The organism is Nocardioides endophyticus (genome assembly GCF_039543845.1).
In the GTDB taxonomy this organism is placed as follows: Bacteria; Actinomycetota; Actinomycetes; order Propionibacteriales; family Nocardioidaceae; genus Nocardioides; species Nocardioides endophyticus.
Map to the genome: position 1 here is coordinate 353,320 of NZ_BAABKN010000009.1, position 16,573 is coordinate 369,892.

The 16,573-nt window shown below is 70.6% G+C and carries 15 protein-coding genes and 2 tRNA genes; 15 read left to right on the forward strand and 2 right to left on the reverse strand.

The annotated features are described in order from the left end of the window. Positions 1 to 37 precede the first annotated feature (37 nt). The 6 genes from ABEA33_RS07715 to ABEA33_RS07740 are packed head-to-tail and all read left to right on the forward strand — an operon-like array spanning position 38 to position 7,620. Positions 38 to 1,591, forward strand: a complete 1,554-nt coding sequence (locus ABEA33_RS07715) for a hypothetical protein (RefSeq protein WP_345526155.1) — start codon at positions 38 to 40, stop codon at positions 1,589 to 1,591. Further along, the gene (locus ABEA33_RS07720; RefSeq protein WP_345526156.1) at positions 1,588 to 2,892 is read left to right on the forward strand and encodes a DUF6752 domain-containing protein; all 1,305 of its coding nucleotides are present in this window, start codon (positions 1,588 to 1,590) and stop codon (positions 2,890 to 2,892) included. The genes ABEA33_RS07715 and ABEA33_RS07720 overlap by 4 nt, the downstream gene beginning before the upstream one ends. Further along, positions 2,889 to 3,095 (forward strand): hypothetical protein, encoded by a 207-nt coding sequence (locus ABEA33_RS07725; RefSeq protein ID WP_345526157.1) that lies wholly within the window; start codon positions 2,889 to 2,891, stop codon positions 3,093 to 3,095. The genes ABEA33_RS07720 and ABEA33_RS07725 overlap by 4 nt, the downstream gene beginning before the upstream one ends. Further along, complete coding sequence (locus ABEA33_RS07730) at positions 3,092 to 4,102, forward strand: glycosyltransferase family 2 protein (protein WP_345526158.1); 1,011 nt, start codon at positions 3,092 to 3,094, stop codon at positions 4,100 to 4,102. The genes ABEA33_RS07725 and ABEA33_RS07730 overlap by 4 nt, the downstream gene beginning before the upstream one ends. Beyond that, complete coding sequence (locus ABEA33_RS07735; RefSeq protein ID WP_345526159.1) at positions 4,102 to 6,372, forward strand: hypothetical protein; 2,271 nt, start codon at positions 4,102 to 4,104, stop codon at positions 6,370 to 6,372. Before ABEA33_RS07730 ends, ABEA33_RS07735 begins: the two co-directional genes overlap by 1 nt. A gap of 36 nt (positions 6,373 to 6,408) precedes the next feature. Next, complete coding sequence (locus ABEA33_RS07740; protein WP_345526160.1) at positions 6,409 to 7,620, forward strand: acyl-CoA dehydrogenase family protein; 1,212 nt, start codon at positions 6,409 to 6,411, stop codon at positions 7,618 to 7,620. A 6-nt stretch (positions 7,621 to 7,626) separates the two neighbouring features. Here ABEA33_RS07740 and ABEA33_RS07745 read toward each other — a convergent pair whose 3' ends face one another. Further along, positions 7,627 to 8,643, reverse strand: coding sequence for an endonuclease/exonuclease/phosphatase family protein (locus tag ABEA33_RS07745; protein WP_345526161.1), 1,017 nt, complete (start codon positions 8,641 to 8,643; stop codon positions 7,627 to 7,629). A 70-nt stretch (positions 8,644 to 8,713) separates the two neighbouring features. On the opposite strand from ABEA33_RS07745, the gene ABEA33_RS07750 reads away from it, so the two are divergent. Continuing rightward, positions 8,714 to 8,899: a DUF5302 domain-containing protein gene (locus ABEA33_RS07750; RefSeq protein WP_345526162.1), complete on the forward strand. Its 186-nt coding sequence runs from the start codon at positions 8,714 to 8,716 to the stop codon at positions 8,897 to 8,899. A 70-nt stretch (positions 8,900 to 8,969) separates the two neighbouring features. Next, entirely contained in the window at positions 8,970 to 9,500 is a 531-nt protein-coding gene (locus ABEA33_RS07755; RefSeq protein WP_345526163.1) for a MaoC family dehydratase, read from the forward strand. Between the two features lie 112 nt (positions 9,501 to 9,612). On the opposite strand, the gene ABEA33_RS07760 is transcribed toward ABEA33_RS07755, so the two are convergent. Continuing rightward, the gene (locus ABEA33_RS07760; protein WP_345526164.1) at positions 9,613 to 10,803 is read right to left on the reverse strand and encodes an MFS transporter; all 1,191 of its coding nucleotides are present in this window, start codon (positions 10,801 to 10,803) and stop codon (positions 9,613 to 9,615) included. A 159-nt stretch (positions 10,804 to 10,962) separates the two neighbouring features. Here ABEA33_RS07760 and ABEA33_RS07765 point away from each other — a divergent pair, with 159 nt between their 5' ends. From ABEA33_RS07765 to ABEA33_RS07795, 7 genes are all read left to right on the forward strand, one after another. Next, positions 10,963 to 12,882: a CASTOR/POLLUX-related putative ion channel gene (locus tag ABEA33_RS07765; protein WP_345526165.1), complete on the forward strand. Its 1,920-nt coding sequence runs from the start codon at positions 10,963 to 10,965 to the stop codon at positions 12,880 to 12,882. A 19-nt stretch (positions 12,883 to 12,901) separates the two neighbouring features. After that, complete coding sequence (locus ABEA33_RS07770) at positions 12,902 to 13,789, forward strand: alpha/beta hydrolase (RefSeq protein WP_345526166.1); 888 nt, start codon at positions 12,902 to 12,904, stop codon at positions 13,787 to 13,789. Between the two features lie 12 nt (positions 13,790 to 13,801). Beyond that, complete coding sequence (locus ABEA33_RS07775) at positions 13,802 to 14,314, forward strand: ribose-5-phosphate isomerase (RefSeq protein WP_345526167.1); 513 nt, start codon at positions 13,802 to 13,804, stop codon at positions 14,312 to 14,314. Next, positions 14,307 to 15,143 (forward strand): Fpg/Nei family DNA glycosylase, encoded by an 837-nt coding sequence (locus ABEA33_RS07780; RefSeq protein WP_345526168.1) that lies wholly within the window; start codon positions 14,307 to 14,309, stop codon positions 15,141 to 15,143. The genes ABEA33_RS07775 and ABEA33_RS07780 overlap by 8 nt, the downstream gene beginning before the upstream one ends. 29 nt (positions 15,144 to 15,172) lie before the next feature. Beyond that, positions 15,173 to 16,270 (forward strand): PP2C family protein-serine/threonine phosphatase, encoded by a 1,098-nt coding sequence (locus tag ABEA33_RS07785; RefSeq protein ID WP_345526169.1) that lies wholly within the window; start codon positions 15,173 to 15,175, stop codon positions 16,268 to 16,270. A 79-nt stretch (positions 16,271 to 16,349) separates the two neighbouring features. After that, positions 16,350 to 16,423 (forward strand) — tRNA-Gly (locus ABEA33_RS07790). Between the two features lie 46 nt (positions 16,424 to 16,469). Beyond that, positions 16,470 to 16,542, forward strand: a tRNA-Pro gene (locus ABEA33_RS07795). Positions 16,543 to 16,573 lie beyond the last annotated feature (31 nt).

Consider the following 16,573-nt stretch of genomic DNA (forward strand, 5'->3'; position numbering starts at 1 on the left):
GAGGGATGTAGTGGGGCGAGGAACCAAGCGGTCTGCCGTGCGTGTCGACGACGCGGGCATCCGCCTCCCTCGCGGCTTCAGCGGCTCCGCTGACGTCGTCTTCGACGGGCGCCGGGTCTGGTCGTTCTCGGTGGACAAGCCGTCCGCGGACGCGCAGACCGTGGTCTGGCCCAAGCGGATGAAGCGGATGCTCGAGGGCCGCGTCGAGGTCCGGATCGTCGCGGCCGAGCGCGAGATCTTCGCGGAGGAGCGCCAGTTCGGCACCAGCAGCGAGCGGATCCGTCTGGTCGACGCACAGGGCACGCCGATCGTGGTCGACAAGTGGGGACTGATCCAGCGGCCGTTCGAGGGCCGCGACCCTGGTGTCATCGACGCGATGGCCGACAAGGCGATCGAGATCCTGCGCGTGATGAGGGAGGACTGCGGCTTCGAGGGCTGGATCGCCTTCGGCAGCCTCCTCGGCGCCGCCCGCAACGGTCACGCCATCGGCCACGACTCCGACATCGACCTGTGCTTCCTCAGCACCGCGAGCACGCCGGCCGGGATGGCCTCCGACCTGTGGCGCATCGCCCGGGCTCTTCGACGGGCCGGGATGCGCGTGACCCACGCCAGCGCCAGCTTCGTGACCGTACGGTTCCGCGGACCCGACGGTGGCGCCGCGGGCATCGACATCTACATCACCTTCTTCCTGGACGGCCTGTTCTACGAGACCGCCACCGTGCGCGCTCCGGTGCCCCGTGAGGCGCTGCTCCCGCTGCGCGACATCGCGTTCGAGGGCCGGATGCTCCCGGCACCGGCCGACCCTGCTGCGCTGCTCGAGGTCTCCTACGGCCCGAACTGGCGGGTGCCCGACCCGTCGTTCCAGCACCAGCCGGGACCCGAGATCGTCGACCGGTTCCACGGCTGGTTCGGCTCGTTGATGCCCGGACGTCGAGACTGGCGGCACGCCAACGCCGCCGCAGCGACCTCCGGGGCCGGCCCGTCCCCGTTCGCCGAGTGGGTGTGCGGTCACCTCACACCGGACAGCGACGTCGTCGAGATCGGTCCAGGCGGCGGCGTCGACCTGTTCCGCTACGCCGAGTCGGCTCGCCGGGCCGTCGGGCTCGACTACGCCCTGCCCGCGCCGCTGGTCAGAGCCGCCAAGAAGCGGCGTGGCGTCGGCGTCGACACGTTGAACCTCTACGACCGTCGCGACGTCCTCGTCCGCGGGGGATCGCTGGCCAGGCGACCCGGGCCGCGCGTCCTCACGGCGTACCAGGTGCTCGAGACGCTCGAGCCCGAGGGCCTCGAGGCGTTCTGGCTGCTCGCCGGGATGGCGCTGCGTGGCGGTGGTCGGGCGTACGTCGGGGGCATCGCCCGCAACCGCGCCGCTGCGGGCGAGTGGTCGCAGCGGCACGGCCTCGGTAAGGTCTTCCCGTTCTCACCGACCAGCATCGAGCAGCAGGTGCTGGCCGCCGGGGGACGGATCGTCGAGCGATCGGGCTTCGAACAGGCCGACCGCGCTCGTCGTGGTGGTGCGGCCGCCGAGTGGAGAATGATCGTCGAGTGGCCCGAACGCGGGTCCGCCAGCGCCGGGGAGGTGACGCAGTGACCGAGCGCGTCTACCTCCATGTCGGCACTCCCAAGTCCGGGACGACCTACCTCCAGCGGGTCCTCGACCAGAACCGGGAGCGGCTCGCCGCGGCCGGGGTGCTGGTCGTGGGGCAGCGGCACGTCGACCGGGTCCATGCCGCCCTCGTGCTGCGGGAGGACCCACGGGTGAGCACGCTCTCCGCACGCCAGGCGCAGAGCTGGCAGCGCCTCGTGGCCCAGATCCGGGCGTGGGACGGCCCGTCGGCCGTGCTCAGCTACGAGCTGTTCTCGGCAGCGACCCGGGAGCAGGCCGAGCGCGCGCTGGCCGACCTCGCCGGCCTCGATGTGCACGTCGTGATCACGGCGCGCGACTTCGGCAAGATGGTGCCGTCGGCCTGGCAGGAGCGGCTGAAGTTCGGCCTGACGACGCCGTTGGGCCAGTGGCGTCCGGCGCGTGAGAAGGCCGGCCCCCGGCGAGAGTGGGGGTGGCGGACGATGGACCCCGCGAGCGTCGCGGAGCGCTGGGGTGCGAGCCTGGCCCCGGACCACGTTCACGTCGTCACGGTGCCGCGCGAGCGCCGCGATCCCGACGAGCTGTGGGACCGCTTCGCAGCCGCCTGTGACCTGACTTCGACATCGGACGACCTGAACCTGGGAGTGGGCCTCGTGAACGAGTCGCTGGGAGTGACCGCGGCCGAGCTGCTGCGCCGCGTCAACGAGCGGATCGGGCCGCCGATCGAGGGCAGCCGTGAGCAGGCCAAGTGGCTGCGCGACACCCTCGCCCACGGGGTGCTCGCCCGACTGGGCTCCGAGCCGATTCAGATCAACGACCGCCAGCTCGACGACGCCCAGCGACAGGCCAACAGGTCCGTCCAGCGGGTCGACGAGGCCGGGTACGACGTACGCGGTGACCTCGACGACCTGGCCCCGAGCCGCGGCGCGGGCCGGTCGCCGGAGGACGTCACCGACGCCGAGCTCCTCGACACGGCCCTCGACACGATCGTGCAGCTCCTCCTGCTGGTGCGCGAGCGCTCGCAGCGCGGTGCCCCGGCCGATGATGCTGACGTCCCAGGTGGTCGACTGCGTCGAGCTGCCCGAGCGACGGCGCAGCGGACCAGCGCGCCGTACCTCCGGCACCGTGCCGCGGCCAGCGAGCGACGGATCGCCGAGCTGGAGGAGATCGTGGCGGCCGACCGTGCGCTGCACCTGCGCGTCGCCGCGCTGCAGGACGTCGTCACCGAGCTGCTGCTTCCGCTCGGGGACCGCGACGCGGAGATCACCGGCCGTGCGTTGAGGCGCTATCACCGGGACTCGGTGTGAAGAGCCCGGCAGGCCTCCTGCGGCAGGCCGCCGACGGCACCGGTCTCACCGATGCGCTGCGCCAGCGCCAGGCGGTCGAGTCGCTGGCGGTCGCGGTCGGCGAGAACGCCCGCCTCGCGGAGCTCCTCGAGGACCAGGTCGCCGAGCTGGAGCGCAGCCTGGTCCCCGTGCTGGAGGCCGACCAGCGGGCGAGGCAGCGATGAGCCACGCGAGCGGGCACGCGGTCGCGCTGTCGGTGGTCGTGCCCTGCTACAACGAGGAGGAGTCGCTCCCGGCGTTGGTGAAGGTGCTCGGCGAGGTGCTGCCGGGCGTGGCCGAGACGTTCGAGGTCATCCTCGTCGACGACGGCAGCCGGGACCGCACCCTCGAGATGCTGCGTGAGGTCAACGCCGCGGACCAGCGCTTCCGCTACCTCGCACTGAGCCGCAACTTCGGCAAGGAGTCGGCGATGCTGGCCGGCCTGAGCCAGGCCCGCGGCGCCGCCGTGGCGATCATGGACGGCGACCTCCAGCACCCGCCACAGCTCCTGGAGCAGATGGTCCCGCTGCTGGGCGAGGGCTACCACCAGGTGGTCGCGCGCCGTACGCGCGAGGACGACCCGGTCTTCCGCACCTTCCTGTCCCGGCTCTACTACCGGATGATCAACCGGCTGATCGACGTCGAGCTCGAGGACGGCGTCGGTGACTTCCGGGTGCTCAGCAGCGAGGCGGTCCGCGCCCTGCTGTCGCTGGGGGAGACCAACCGGTTCTCCAAGGGGCTCTTCGCCTGGATCGGCTTCCCCACGGCGGTCGTCGACTACGAGAACGTGTCCCGCGAGGCCGGGACCACCAAGTGGCGGCTGCGCGACCTGTTCAACTACGGCCTCGACGGCGTCATCTCCTTCAACTACCGCCCGCTGCGGCTGTCCATCTGGTTCGGGCTGTTCGTGATGGTGGTGGCGATCGGGTACGCCGCATGGGTGCTCTGGGAGGCGGCGCTGCACGGCAACAGTGCTCCCGGCTACGTCACCATCATCTGTGCGGTGACCGGATTCGGCGGCGTCCAGCTGATCCTCCTCGGCGTCATCGGGGAGTACCTCGGACGCATCTACGCCGAGACCAAGCGCCGCCCGCTCTTCCTGCTCCGCGAGAGCAGCGAGGGGCCGCGCCGTACCCCGATCACGGTCGAGCTCGGCCCCGACCACGACGCCCACCTCCACGAAGAGCGCTGATGACGACGACAGAGACAGCGCCGGTGCGGCGCGCGCCCGCTCGCCGGGCCGTGACCGTGACACGCGGCCGCGGCCGGTGGCTGTGGCCGCTGGCGGTCGCGCTGGTGACGGCGGCGTACGCCTGCATCCCGTACTTCGCGCACCCCTACTTCTTCCAGCGCGGCGACACCGCGGCGCAGTTCGCCCCGACGTGGTTCAACCTGGGCGAGATGGTCCGCTCGGGCCAGTGGCCACCGTGGCTCGACCCCGACGCGTGGGCCGGCGGCAACTACGCCGCCGAGGCGCTCTACGGCATCTACAACCCGCTCAACATCCTGGTCTGGCTGTGGATGTCGGCGGCGTCGGACCTGATGTTCGCGACGTTCGTCGTCAAGCTGGTCGTGCTCGTCGCTCTGGCGCTGGGCGCCTACCTGCTCGCCCGGGAGTACGGCGCGGCCGAGTGGGCGGCGGCCGTCGTCGCCACCGCACTGCCGTTCAGCGGCTTCACGCTCTACTGGGACGCCGGGTCCTGGCCGTCCGGCCTGATGGCCTTCGCCTACGCGACCTGGCTGTGGTGGGTGCTGCGGCGCTGCCTGCGCGGCGTGACCAACCCGTTCTGGGGCTTCCTGGTCGGTGTCCTCACCGTGACGCAGGGCAACCCCTACGGCACGCTCGTCGTGGTCGTGGTCGGCTTCGGGCTCGTGGTCGAGGGGCTGCTCAGCCGCAACCGCGGCGGTGTCATCCGCCTCGTGCTGACGGGGCTGTGCATCGCGGCCTTCCTGCCCCTCGTCTTCCTGCCGTTGGTGGAGACCGCCGACCTGGCCGTCCGCTCCCAGCAGGGCGCCCTGATCGAGAACAGCGGCAAGCTGCGGCCCGGGATCGGGGACCTCTTCGGGCTGAGCTCGCCGACGTTCGTGCCCGACATCCGGGCGATCACCGGCCCGATGCGCGTGCCCGCGACGTACCTCTTCTGGCTGGTGCTCCCGCTGCTGCCGTGGCTGCGGTACGCCATGCTCCGCGAGCGTGCGCGCGAGCTCAGTGGGCTCGGCGTCATCACCGTCGTCTACCTGGCGCTCACCGTCGGACCCTCGAAGCTGTGGCTCTTCCGGTGGCCGCTGCGTCTGGTCGAGTACACCTGGCTCGGCCTGGCCGTGCTCTTCGCGGTGCTGCTCAGCCAGGGACTGCAGCGCACCCACGTCCGCGCCCGGGCGCTCGGGTCGCTCGCCATCGTGCTGGGCGCCGGCTACCTGGCCTGGGCGCAGCGACCCGCGGCCGCCCATCAGGTCGCAGCCGGGGTCGTGCTGGTCATCGTGCTCGTCGGCGCGGTGCTGGCCTGGGCGCACTGGCGCGAGAAGGCCACCGCCGTCTTCGCCGCGATGTGCATCCTCGGCACCGGGGCGGTGCTCGGCCTGCAGATCCACACCTTCGGGGAGAACGCGTCGTCGCGCTACTGGCACCTGCCCCGCGACGTCGCCGCGATGCAGGAGCGGTTCGGCGACCGGGACGGCCGGGTGATGCAGTTCGCCGACCTCAAGCCGCTGCAGAAGAAGCACCCGCGCGAGCTCGTGCGTGCCTGGGACACCTTCCTGCCCGGCAGCATGTACCAGGTCGCAGGCGTCGACGCCGTCAACGCCTACACCGGCATGGGCATGCGCGTCTTCAACAGGCACTTCTGCATGGAGTACGACGGTCTCACCCAGCCGTGCGGGTACGCCAACCTGTGGAGGAAGTCGGCGGTCGCCGGCGTCCCGGTCGCCGACCTGATGAAGATCGACACCGTCGTCGTCCAGCCCGAGATGGCCGTCGGCGTCGAGATCCCGGACGGCTGGACGATCGCCGAGCAGAACGACGCCGTGCTCGTCCTGACCCGCGACGAGCCGCTGCCGTGGTCCGACTCGCGACTCAGCTGGGCTGCCGACGGCATCGAGGTCGAGTCGGCTGAGACGGTCGAGCCGCTGCACGAGCAGGTGGACATCTCGGACACCGGCGAGGGCGGCCAGCTGATCTTCGCGGCCCTCGGCTGGCCCGGGTGGCAGGCCGAGCTCGACGGCAAGCCGGTCAAGGTGTCCCGCACCAAGATCGGCATGCTCATGGTCGACGTCCCGGCGGGCTCGTCCGGCACGCTCGACGTGACCTACCGCCCCCCGGGACTCAACGTCGGTCTCGCCGCGGCGGGCCTCGGCACGATCGGCGCGCTCGCCCTGGGGCTGGTGGACTGGCGACGACGTCGTCGGCCGCGCCCCGACGAGGGTGCGATTCCTCACGTGGTCGAGGACCGGCCGAGCGAGTAAGTTACCGCTGAGTTTCACCGTCGACGAGGGGAAGACATGGGCCGCCTGTGCCAGACCGAGGGACTGAACGACGACCAGGCCGAGATCGTCAAGGCCGTGCGGACGTTCGTCGAGGAGAAGATCCTCCCCGTCGCGACCGAGCTCGAGCACGCTGACGAGTACCCCACCGAGATCGTCGAGGGCCTCAAGGAGCTCGGCATCTTCGGGCTGATGATCCCCGAGGAGTACGACGGCCTCGGCGAGTCGCTGCTGACCTACGCGCTGTGCGTGGAGGAGATCGCGCGCGGGTGGATGAGCGTCTCCGGCGTCATCAACACGCACTTCATCGTGGCCTACATGCTGATGAAGCACGGAACGGAGGAGCAGAAGCAGAAGTACCTGCCCCGGATGGCGACCGGCGAGGTCCGGGGTGCGTTCTCGATGTCGGAGCCGTCGCTCGGCTCGGACGTCGCGGCGATCAAGACCAAGGCCACCCGGACCCAGCTGGATGACGGGGCTGACGGCTACGAGATCACCGGCCAGAAGATGTGGCTGACCAACGGCGGCACCTCCACGCTGGTCGCGGTCCTGGTCAAGACCGACGAGGGCAACGAGTCGGTCTACAAGAACATGACGACGTTCCTGGTCGAGAAGGAGCCCGGCTTCGGCGAGACCGCCCAGGGCGTCACCGTGCCCGGCAAGATCGACAAGATGGGCTACAAGGGCATCGACACCACGGAGATGGTGTTCGAGGGCCACAAGATCTCGGCTGAGCAGATCCTCGGCGGTGAGCCCGGCAAGGGCTTCTACCAGATGATGGACGGCGTCGAGGTCGGCCGCGTCAACGTCGCCGCCCGCGCGGTCGGCATCGCCAACCGGGCCTTCGAGCTCGGCGCGGCGTACGCCCAGCAGCGCGAGACCTTCGGCAAGCCGATCGCCGAGCACCAGGCGATCCTCTTCCGCCTCGCGGAGATGGCGACCAAGGTCGAGACCTCCCACGCGATGATGGTCCGCGCGGCCCGCAAGAAGGACGCCGGCGAGCGCAACGACGTCGAGGCCGGGATGGCCAAGATGGTCGCCTCGGAGTACTGCAACGAGGTCGTCCAGGACTCCTTCCGGATCCACGGCGGCTACGGCTACTCCAAGGAGTACGAGATCGAGCGCCTCTACCGCGAGGCGGCGTTCATGCTCATCGGCGAGGGCACGTCCGACATCCAGAAGATGATCATCGGGCGCAGTCTCCTTAAGGAGTACAAGCTCAAGGCCTAGAGCTGCCTAGGGCTTGCGCTTGCCCCGGCCGAAGTCCGGCAGGCAGACCTTGCCCGAGGCGTCGAGGGCCAGCCTGGCCCACAGCGCCCGGTGGTCGGACACGGTCGGCGTCAGCACGCGCATGTCCTGTGGCACCAGGCCCGACTGGAGCAGGTAGTCGATCCGGCGACGTGGCGCCACCCGGGGCACCGTGAGGCCCGGCCCTGCGCCGACGGCGGCCCAGGTGTCGGAGGCGAATGACCGGGCCAGGCCCATGACAGCCGAACCCGGGCCCGTGTTGAAGTCGCCGCCGATGATCTTCGGGAGCGGGTCGGCGGTGACGATCCGCTGGATCGTCGTCATCTGGCTGAGCCGGGCGGTCGCGGACGTGTGCTGCAGATGGACGACGTACGCACTGAGCTTCGTGCCGTCGACATCGACGACCGCGTGCAGGAGGCCGCGCGGCTCGTCGCCCGGGAGTCGGGGGAGCCGGGTGTTCTCGACGCTCAGGATCGGGTAGCGGGAGAGCAGAGCGGTGCCGTACTGACCGCCCGACCTGGTGGACATGTTGGCCCCGAACGTCGAGTAGAAGCGCAGCTTCTGGCCGAGGTACGCCGGCTGGTCGACCCGTCCGGTCCGTGCCTGGTTCTTGTCCACCTCCTGCAGGAGGACGAGGTCCGGCTTCCAGGAGGCCAGGGTCGAGGCGAGCAGGTCCAGCTGGACGGTCCCGTCCGCGCCGTGGGCCGACTTGATGTTGAACGACACGACGGTGAGGCCGGTCGTGTTGCCGGGCACGCAGGTCTCGCCGCTGGCGGTGGGCAGCGGGTCGGGTGTCGGTGACCCGGTCGGAGTCACGTCGGTGGGTCCGGAGGGGCTCGGTCCGGTGGGGCGGACCCGTCTCTGTCCGGGGTCGCCGCCCTCGTCCGAGAAGTGGCCGTAGCCGACCACGACGACCGGCACGGCGATGAGCAGGAGGCCGATGGCGACCGAGGCGGCGGTGTGGGCCCAGGCGGGCCAGGACTGCTCCGAGCCGTCGTCCCCCATGGCGAGGAGGATACGTCCGGTCGGCGACTAACCTGTCGACGCCTGCGCACCGGCGTGCTTGGCTGGACGCATGACGGATTCCAACGGAACCAACGAGGACCTCAAGGCCAAGATGCGTGAGGCCCTGGACCGGAAGAACTCCAAGGAGAAGGGCGTCCACCAGGACGGCCCCTTGCAGGAGAAGGCCCACGGCTCCGAGGTCTCGGACAACGCTCCGAAGCTGCACCGCCGCAAGGCAGGCGGCGGGGGGAGCTGACCAGGGTGGGTGACATTACCCACGCGCAGCAGCGGGTGCGCAACCGCGCGCTGACGGGCAGCATGGGCGCATGCAGTTCGGACGCAGCTACGAAGAGTTCGAGGTCGGCGCGACCTACAAGCACTGGCCCGGCAAGACGGTGACGGAGTACGACGACCACCTGTTCTGCCTGCTCACGATGAACCACCACCCGTTGCACCTCGACGTGAACTACGCGACGGAGACGACGCAGTTCGGCAAGAACGTCGTGGTCGGCAACTACGTCTACTCGATCCTGCTCGGCATGAGCGTCGCGGACGTCTCAGGCAAGGCGATCGCCAACCTCGAGGTCGAGTCCCTGCGCCACGTCGCGCCGACGTTCCACGGCGACACGATCTACGGCGAGACGACGGTCCTCGACAAGACCGAGAGCAAGTCGAAGGACGACCGGGGCGTCGTGTACGTCGAGACCATCGGCTACAACCAAGACGGCACGATCGTCTGCATCTTCCGCCGCAAGGTGATGGTCCCGAAGAACAGCTACCTCGAAGCGCGTGGCGGCGAGCAGCCCGGTCGCCCGGTGCCTCGGCCGGACAAGAACTGGCGAGGCGCCGCGGACTGAGCTTGCGAAGTCCGCGTCAGCGGCGAAGGGTTGAGGAGCGTCGGGTCAGGCCTGAGCGCAGCGACGGGCTGACCGACGCGTCTCGAAACAAGGGACCCGTATCCTCCTGAGTTCACCCGGGGGATAGCCGGGATCCACCGACCGCGGCCGCGATCTTCGGCACGAACGCCGGGGCCAGCGGGATGATGCCGAGCACCAGGATCATCGGCACCGCGAACCCGATCCGCAGGTCACCGCTGCCCACGAGGCCGGTCATCACCGACCCGAGCAGCGCACCCACGTAGTTGAACTGGTTGAACCGGGCGATCACTGCGTCCACGCGGGCCTGGCGTACGGCGGGAGAGAACTCCTCGCCGCCCTCCGCCGCGCCGGCGATCCGTGCAGCCGCCGAGAAGCTCAGCGGGGCGACCACGGCCACGCCGGCACCGAGGATCGCGAAGCCGACCACTGCGACCTGCCACGTGGGGGAGAAGACCACCACCGCGAGTCCGCCCGCGCCGACCACCGCGCCGACCCGGAGGATCAGCACGACACCGAGCCGGGAGACCAGCCGGTCCCCGGCGATCCGGACCGCACCGCTGGCGAGCAGGTAGGCCAGCGCCGAGAGCGCGACGTACCGCTCCGGGGTGGTGAAGGTGTGGTCGAGGAACAGTGGTCCCCAGGTCTGCACACCCGTGTCGACCATGTAGAAGAGCACCATCGCGATGCCGACCAGGATGATCGGGCGCCAGGGCACGGCGACCTCGGTCGCCAGCTCGGTAGGCCCGTGGTCGCGGGGCAGGAACGGCCCGAACGCCACGACCAGCGGGATGAGGCCGACAAGGGCGGTGACCTGGATCGACGACTCCGCGGTCGCGAGCCCGATCACGGCGCCGATCACCCCACCGAGCGTCCAGGCGCCGTGGAACGACGGCAGGATCGGCCGGCCGTAGCGGTGCTCCAGGGCGACGGCCTGCATGTTGGTGCTGGCGTCCACGATGCCGAGCCCGATGCCGTAGCCGGCCATCCCGGCGACGAAGACGGCCGTGCTGGGCGCCAGGCAGAGTACGGCCACCGACACCCCGACGATGACCAGGCCGGTGCGCAGGAGCAGTGCGCTGTCGCGGCGCTTGGCGAGCGTCTCGGCGACCACCGAGCCGACCCCCGCCAGCAGGATCATCATCAGCAGCACCAGGGACAGCTTGACGTCGGACAGGTGCCACTTGTCCTGGAAGTCCGGGAGCCGCGTGGTGAGGCTGAGCAGGATCAGCCCCTGCGTCATGAATCCGGCGGCGGTGGCGGCACGGGCCCGCGAGTTGCGCATGGCGCATCGTGGCATGCCGTGCGGTCGGGTGCCCCAGGAGTTCCCCGGAAACGGGTGCTCAGGTGTCCCCGGTGCGCGACGATTCTCCGAGAAGCAGAAACGTGGGGGGATCAGATGGCACGCACGGGCCTACAGGCACGCCAGCGCACGACCAGGGCGATGGGCGCACGGACCGACCGGGCGGCCCCCGCTCGCCGACGGCATCTCGAGGAGCCGAAGCTCGGCGAGAAGCTGCGCTACTGGTTCGACAACAGCATGTCGCGCGGGACGTCCGCGCTGATCGCATGGCTGTGCGTCGCGACCGTCGCCCTGATCGTCGCGTTCTCGCTGATCGTCACCGTCCTCGGGCTTCGCAACCATGACAACGAGGTCGACGGCTTCGGTCGTGAGCTGATCCAGAACCTCTTCCACGCGCTCGACCCCGGCACGATCGCCGGCGACGGCACGTTCCAGTGGCGCTACCTGCTCACAATGCTGCTGCTCACCATCGCCGGCCTCTTCATCGTCAGCGCGCTGATCGGCGTCATCGCGACCGGCATCGACGCGAAGCTGGCCGACCTGCGCCGCGGTCGCTCCACGGTCCTGGAGAAGGACCACACCGTCATCCTCGGCTGGTCGGACTCCATCTTCACGATCGTCCGCGAGCTGACCCTTGCGAACGAGAGTCGCCGGAAGCCGGTGATCGTCGTCCTCGCCGACCGCGACAAGGTCGAGATGGAGGAGATCCTGCGCGCGAAGATCCCCGACCTGCGCGGCACGCGCGTGATCTGCCGGTCCGGCTCGCCCATGGACCTCGACGACCTCGCTCTCAGCAGCCACCCGAGCGCCAGGTCTGTGATCCTCCTGGCCCCGGAGACCTCCGACGACCCGGACAGCGAGGTCATCAAGACCCTCCTCGCGCTGACCCACGCCGGCCCCGACGGGCCCCGCATCGTCGCGGAGATCCGCAACCCCACCAACCTCGAGGCCGCCCGGCTGGTCGGCGCCGATCGCACCGTCCTGCTCGACATCCGCGAGACCGTCGCGAAGCTCGTTGTGCAGACCTCACGGCAGTCCGGCGCCGCCGCTGTCTACACCGAGCTCTTCGACTACGGCGGCGACGAGATCTACTTCCTCGACGGCCACGCGCTGCCCGCGGACGCGACGTACGCCGACGCGCTGCTCGCCTACGAGCTGGCCGGCGTGATCGGCGTGATCTCCCCGGACGGTCCGAAGCTGAACCCGCCGCCGGAGACGCCGATGGCCGGCTGCACGCTGATCGTCGTCGCCGAGGACGACTCGACGCTGCGCGGGGAGCCCGACGCGCTGGTCCGCCCGGACCTGACTCGTCTGGGGACGTCCTTCGGCTTCGACGACCACCCGACCAGGGCCGTGCTGGTCGGCTGGAACGAGCGGGCGCCGATCGTGCTGCGCGAGCTCGACAAGTACGCGCCGCCCGGATCCGGGCTGACCGTCGTCACGTCGTACGGGCCGGAGCAGCTGCCTGAGATGGCGAACCTCGACGTCCACGTCGTCAGCGCCTCGACGACTGACCGGGCCACTCTCGAGCGGCACGTCACCGCCGACCTCGACCAGGTCATCGTGCTCTGCTACTCCGACGACCTCGAGGCCCAGGCGGCCGACGCCCGCACCCTCGTCACTCTGCTGCACGTGCGCGACATCCTGGCCAAGATGGACGCGGCCACCCCGGTCGTCAGCGAGATGCTCGACGACCGCAACCGGGTGCTCGCCCAGGTCGCGCACGTCGACGACGTCGTCGTCAGCGGCGAGATCGTCAGCCTGCTCGTCACCCAGCTGTCCGAGGACCACCGGCTCGAGGCGGTGTTCAGCGAGCTGCTCGGCGACGAGGGCAGTGAGATCTATCTCCGCCCCGCCGAGTGGTACGTCGAGCCGGGCGCCGAGGTCGACTTCGCCACCGTCCTCGCCGGTGCGGCCCGCCGCGGTGAGACCGCGATCGGCTACAAGTCCGAGGCGCTGTCGGACGGCACCAGCAGCTTCGGTGTGCGGGTCAACCCGGCCAAGTCGGAGACGTTCCGGGTGATCCCCGGCGACCGGGTGATCGTGCTCGCGGAGGAGTGAGGGCGCTAGTTTCTCCGGCATGCTGTTTCCCGAGTCGCGGCGCGCCCTCGAGCTGGTCGCCGGTGAGACCCCCGTCTGGACCGACGGCTACGACATCGCCGCGGCGCGGGCGGAGGCCCGGGCCGCGGCGGCTGCCGAACCGCGAGAGGACGTCGCGGAGGTGCGCGACCTGGACGCCGACGGCGTGCCGGTGCGTCTCTACCGCCCGTCGTCCGACCGGTCGGGCTCGGTCGTCGTGCACCTGCACGGTGGCGGGTTCGTCTTCAACGACGTCGATGTGCACGACGCGGCCGCGCGCCGGCTCGCGAACCGGACCGGGATGTCGGTGCTCAGCGTCGACTACCGCCGACCACCGGAGCACCGCTTCCCGGCGGCGCCCGACGATGTCTCGACGGTCGTCGGCTGGCTCGACCGCGAGGCCGACGGGCTCGGGTTGAGCGGCCCGTCGTACGTCCACGGCGACAGCGCGGGCGCCAACCTGGCGCTGGTGGCCGCCCTGCGCCATCCCGGCCGGTTCGCCGCGGCCGTGCTGATCTACCCGTTCCTCGACCCGCAGGCCGGCTTCGACAGCTACCGGACCAGCGCCGACGGCTTCGACCCGCGCGAGGCGGCCTGGTACTGGGCGCAGTACGCCGCGTCTCCCGCCGATCTCGACGACCCGGACCTGGCGCCGCTGCTCTCCGACCGGCTTGCGACCCTCCCGCCGACGCTGGTCGTCACCGCCGAGCACGACCCGCTGTGGGGCGAGGGCGAGCACCTCGCCGGCCTGCTCGCGGCGGCCGGCGTCGCGGTCACGGCAACCCGCTACCTGGGGCAGCTGCACGGGTTCTGGCGGCACGCCGCGGTCTTCCCCGCGGCCGAGGCGCTGCTGCGCCAGACCGCTGCGTTCCTGGACCAGCAGGGCTGAGAGAATGCCGTCATGCGCGTGCACCTCGGCTGCGACCATGCCGGACTCGACCTCAAGGACCACCTGACCGCCTGGCTCACCGAGCACGGCTACGAGCCGGTCGACCACGGCCCGTTCTGGTACGACGCCGAGGACGACTACCCGGTCTTCTGCCTCCGCGCGGCGACCGCCGTCGCCGAGGAGCGCGCCGCGGGCCAGGACAGCCTCGGCGTCGTGATCGGTGGCTCCGGCAACGGTGAGCAGATCGCCGCCAACAAGGTCGCCGGCATCCGCTGCGCACTCGCCTGGTCGGAGGAGACCGCACTGCTCGGCCGCCAGCACAACGACGCCAACGTCGTCGCCGTCGGCGGCCGGATGCACTCGCTGGACGACATGACGCGGTTCGTGGAGCTGTTCCTCGCCGAGCCGTTCTCCGGCGCCGAGCGTCACCAGCGCCGGATCGACCAGCTGACGGCGTACGAGGGGAGCGGTGCCCTGCCGCCGCTGCCCGCGCGCCCGGCGGCCGACTCGGCTGGCGATGCCTGAGGGGCACACCCTCCACCGTCTGGCCGGTGAGCTGACCGAGACGTTCGGCGGTCAGGTCGTCGAGGTGAGCAGCCCGCAGGGGCGGTTCGCCGGCTCCGCAGCGCTCCTCGACGACCAGGTGCTCGTCGGGGCCGAGGCGTGGGGCAAGCACCTCTTCGTGGAGTTCCCCGAGGACCGGTTCGTGCACGTCCACCTGGGCCTCTACGGCAGGTTCGACGTGTACGCCGACGTCCCTGTCGTACCCGACCCGGTCGGTCAGGTCCGGGTCCGGCTGGCTACCGACAGCTCGTACGCCGACCTGCGCGGCGCGACCGCGTGCGAGCTGCTCACGCGAGCCGAGCGTGACGTCGTCGTGGCTCGCTCCGGACCGGATCCGCTCCGCGCGGACGCCGACCCGGCCATCGCGTGGGAGCGGATCCGGCGGAGCAAGGCACCGATCGGCGGCCTGCTGATGGACCAGTCGGTGCTGGCGGGCGTCGGCAACGTCTATCGCGCGGAGGTGCTGTTCCGACACCGGATGGACCCCTACCGGCCGGGCAACACGCTTCGGATCGGGCAGTGGCGCGCGATCTGGGACGACCTCGTCGTGCTCATGCAGGAGGGCGTGCGCACCGGGCGGATCGACACGGTCCGGCCCGCGCACACGCCCGAGGCGATGGACCGGCCGCCGCGCCGCGACGACCACGGGGGCGAGGTCTACGTCTACCGGCGCAACGGGATGCCCTGTCACGTCTGCGGCCGCGCCGTACGCACTGCTGAGCTGCAGGGCCGGAACCTCTTCTGGTGCTCCCAATGCCAGCGCAGGTACCGGTCGCGAGCACTACAGTGAGCCCACCCCAGGACGAGGATCGACCGACCATGACCGCTCGCGGCGACGCGGACCGGGCCGCCCGCCCGTCCAAGCTGAAGGTCGCGCGCCGGCGACCGCGGTTGGTGCCGCGAGGCAACCGGACGCTCACGCTGCTCGTTGCGCTGACCGTCGTCGCGACCATGGTGGTGCTGATCTGGCCGACGAACGCGCCGATGACGGTCCTGATCGTGCCGCTGCTGCTCGGCAGCCTGCTGCTCGGCCCGCGGCAGCTGCCGTGGTTCGTGGTGTTCGTGATGGTGATGCTGATGCTCGCCATCGTGCGACAGCGCGAGATCACCCCGCGGATCGTCCTGGCGATCACGGTCCTCTACCTGCTCTGCTTCATCGTGCTGCTGACGTCCTTCCGGCGCTCCCGGCTCGGGGTCGCGGGCGTGCAGGGAGAGTCGATGCTCGTCGACCTCCGTGACCGGATCCTCAGCCAGGGCAAGATCCCGGAGCTTCCGGACACCTGGTTGACGGAGACCGCGCTCCGCTCGGCCGGCGGTACGCCGTTCGCCGGCGACTTCATCGTCTCGGTCGGCACCCCCGGTGCCGACCGCCTGGAGATCGTCGTCGTGGACGTGTCCGGGAAGGGCGAGCAGGCCGGCACCCGCGCGCTGTTGTTGTCGGGTGCCTTCGGTGGACTGCTCGGCGCCCTGCCCCCGGCGGACTTCCTGCCCGCGGCCAACGAGTACCTGCTGCGCCAGGGCTGGGAGGAGGGCTTCGCGACCGCTGCTCATCTCTCGCTCGACCTGGTCACCGGCGCCTTTGAGGTCCGCACCGCCGGGCACCCCCCGCCGGCCCAGCTGGACGCCGGGTCCGGACGCTGGACCGTGCACGAGGGGGAGGGGCCGGTCCTCGGCCTGATCGAGGACGCCGAGTTCCTGACCATCGCGGGTGTGCTGCGCCCCGGCGATGCACTGCTCCTCTACACCGACGGCATGGTCGAGACCCCGAAGCGCGACATCAGCCTCGGCATCGACCGGATGCTCGGTCAGGCCGAGAGTCTGCTGCGCGGAGAGTTCGACGGAGGAGCGGACCGATTGGTCGACTCGCTCGGCTCCCGCAACGACGACCGAGCGCTGGTGCTGATCCACCGACGCTGAGCGACCGGCGTCCCGGTTGGGATCAGGACCCTCGGATGTGGCACGATTGCACCCGCTCTGGGGCCTCGGCCCCGGGCTCGCGGATGTAGCTCAATGGTAGAGCTCCAGTCTTCCAAACTGATTACGCGGGTTCGATTCCCGTCATCCGCTCCAAGCAGGGTCCTGAGCGTGCTCCACTCACGCTCGGGACCCCACTTGGCGGGGCGTAGCGTAGTGGCTAGCGCGCCTGCTTTGGGAGCAGGAGATCGCAGGTTCGAGTCCTGTCGCCCCGACTGAACCAAGTACCACCTCCCAGCACCACCA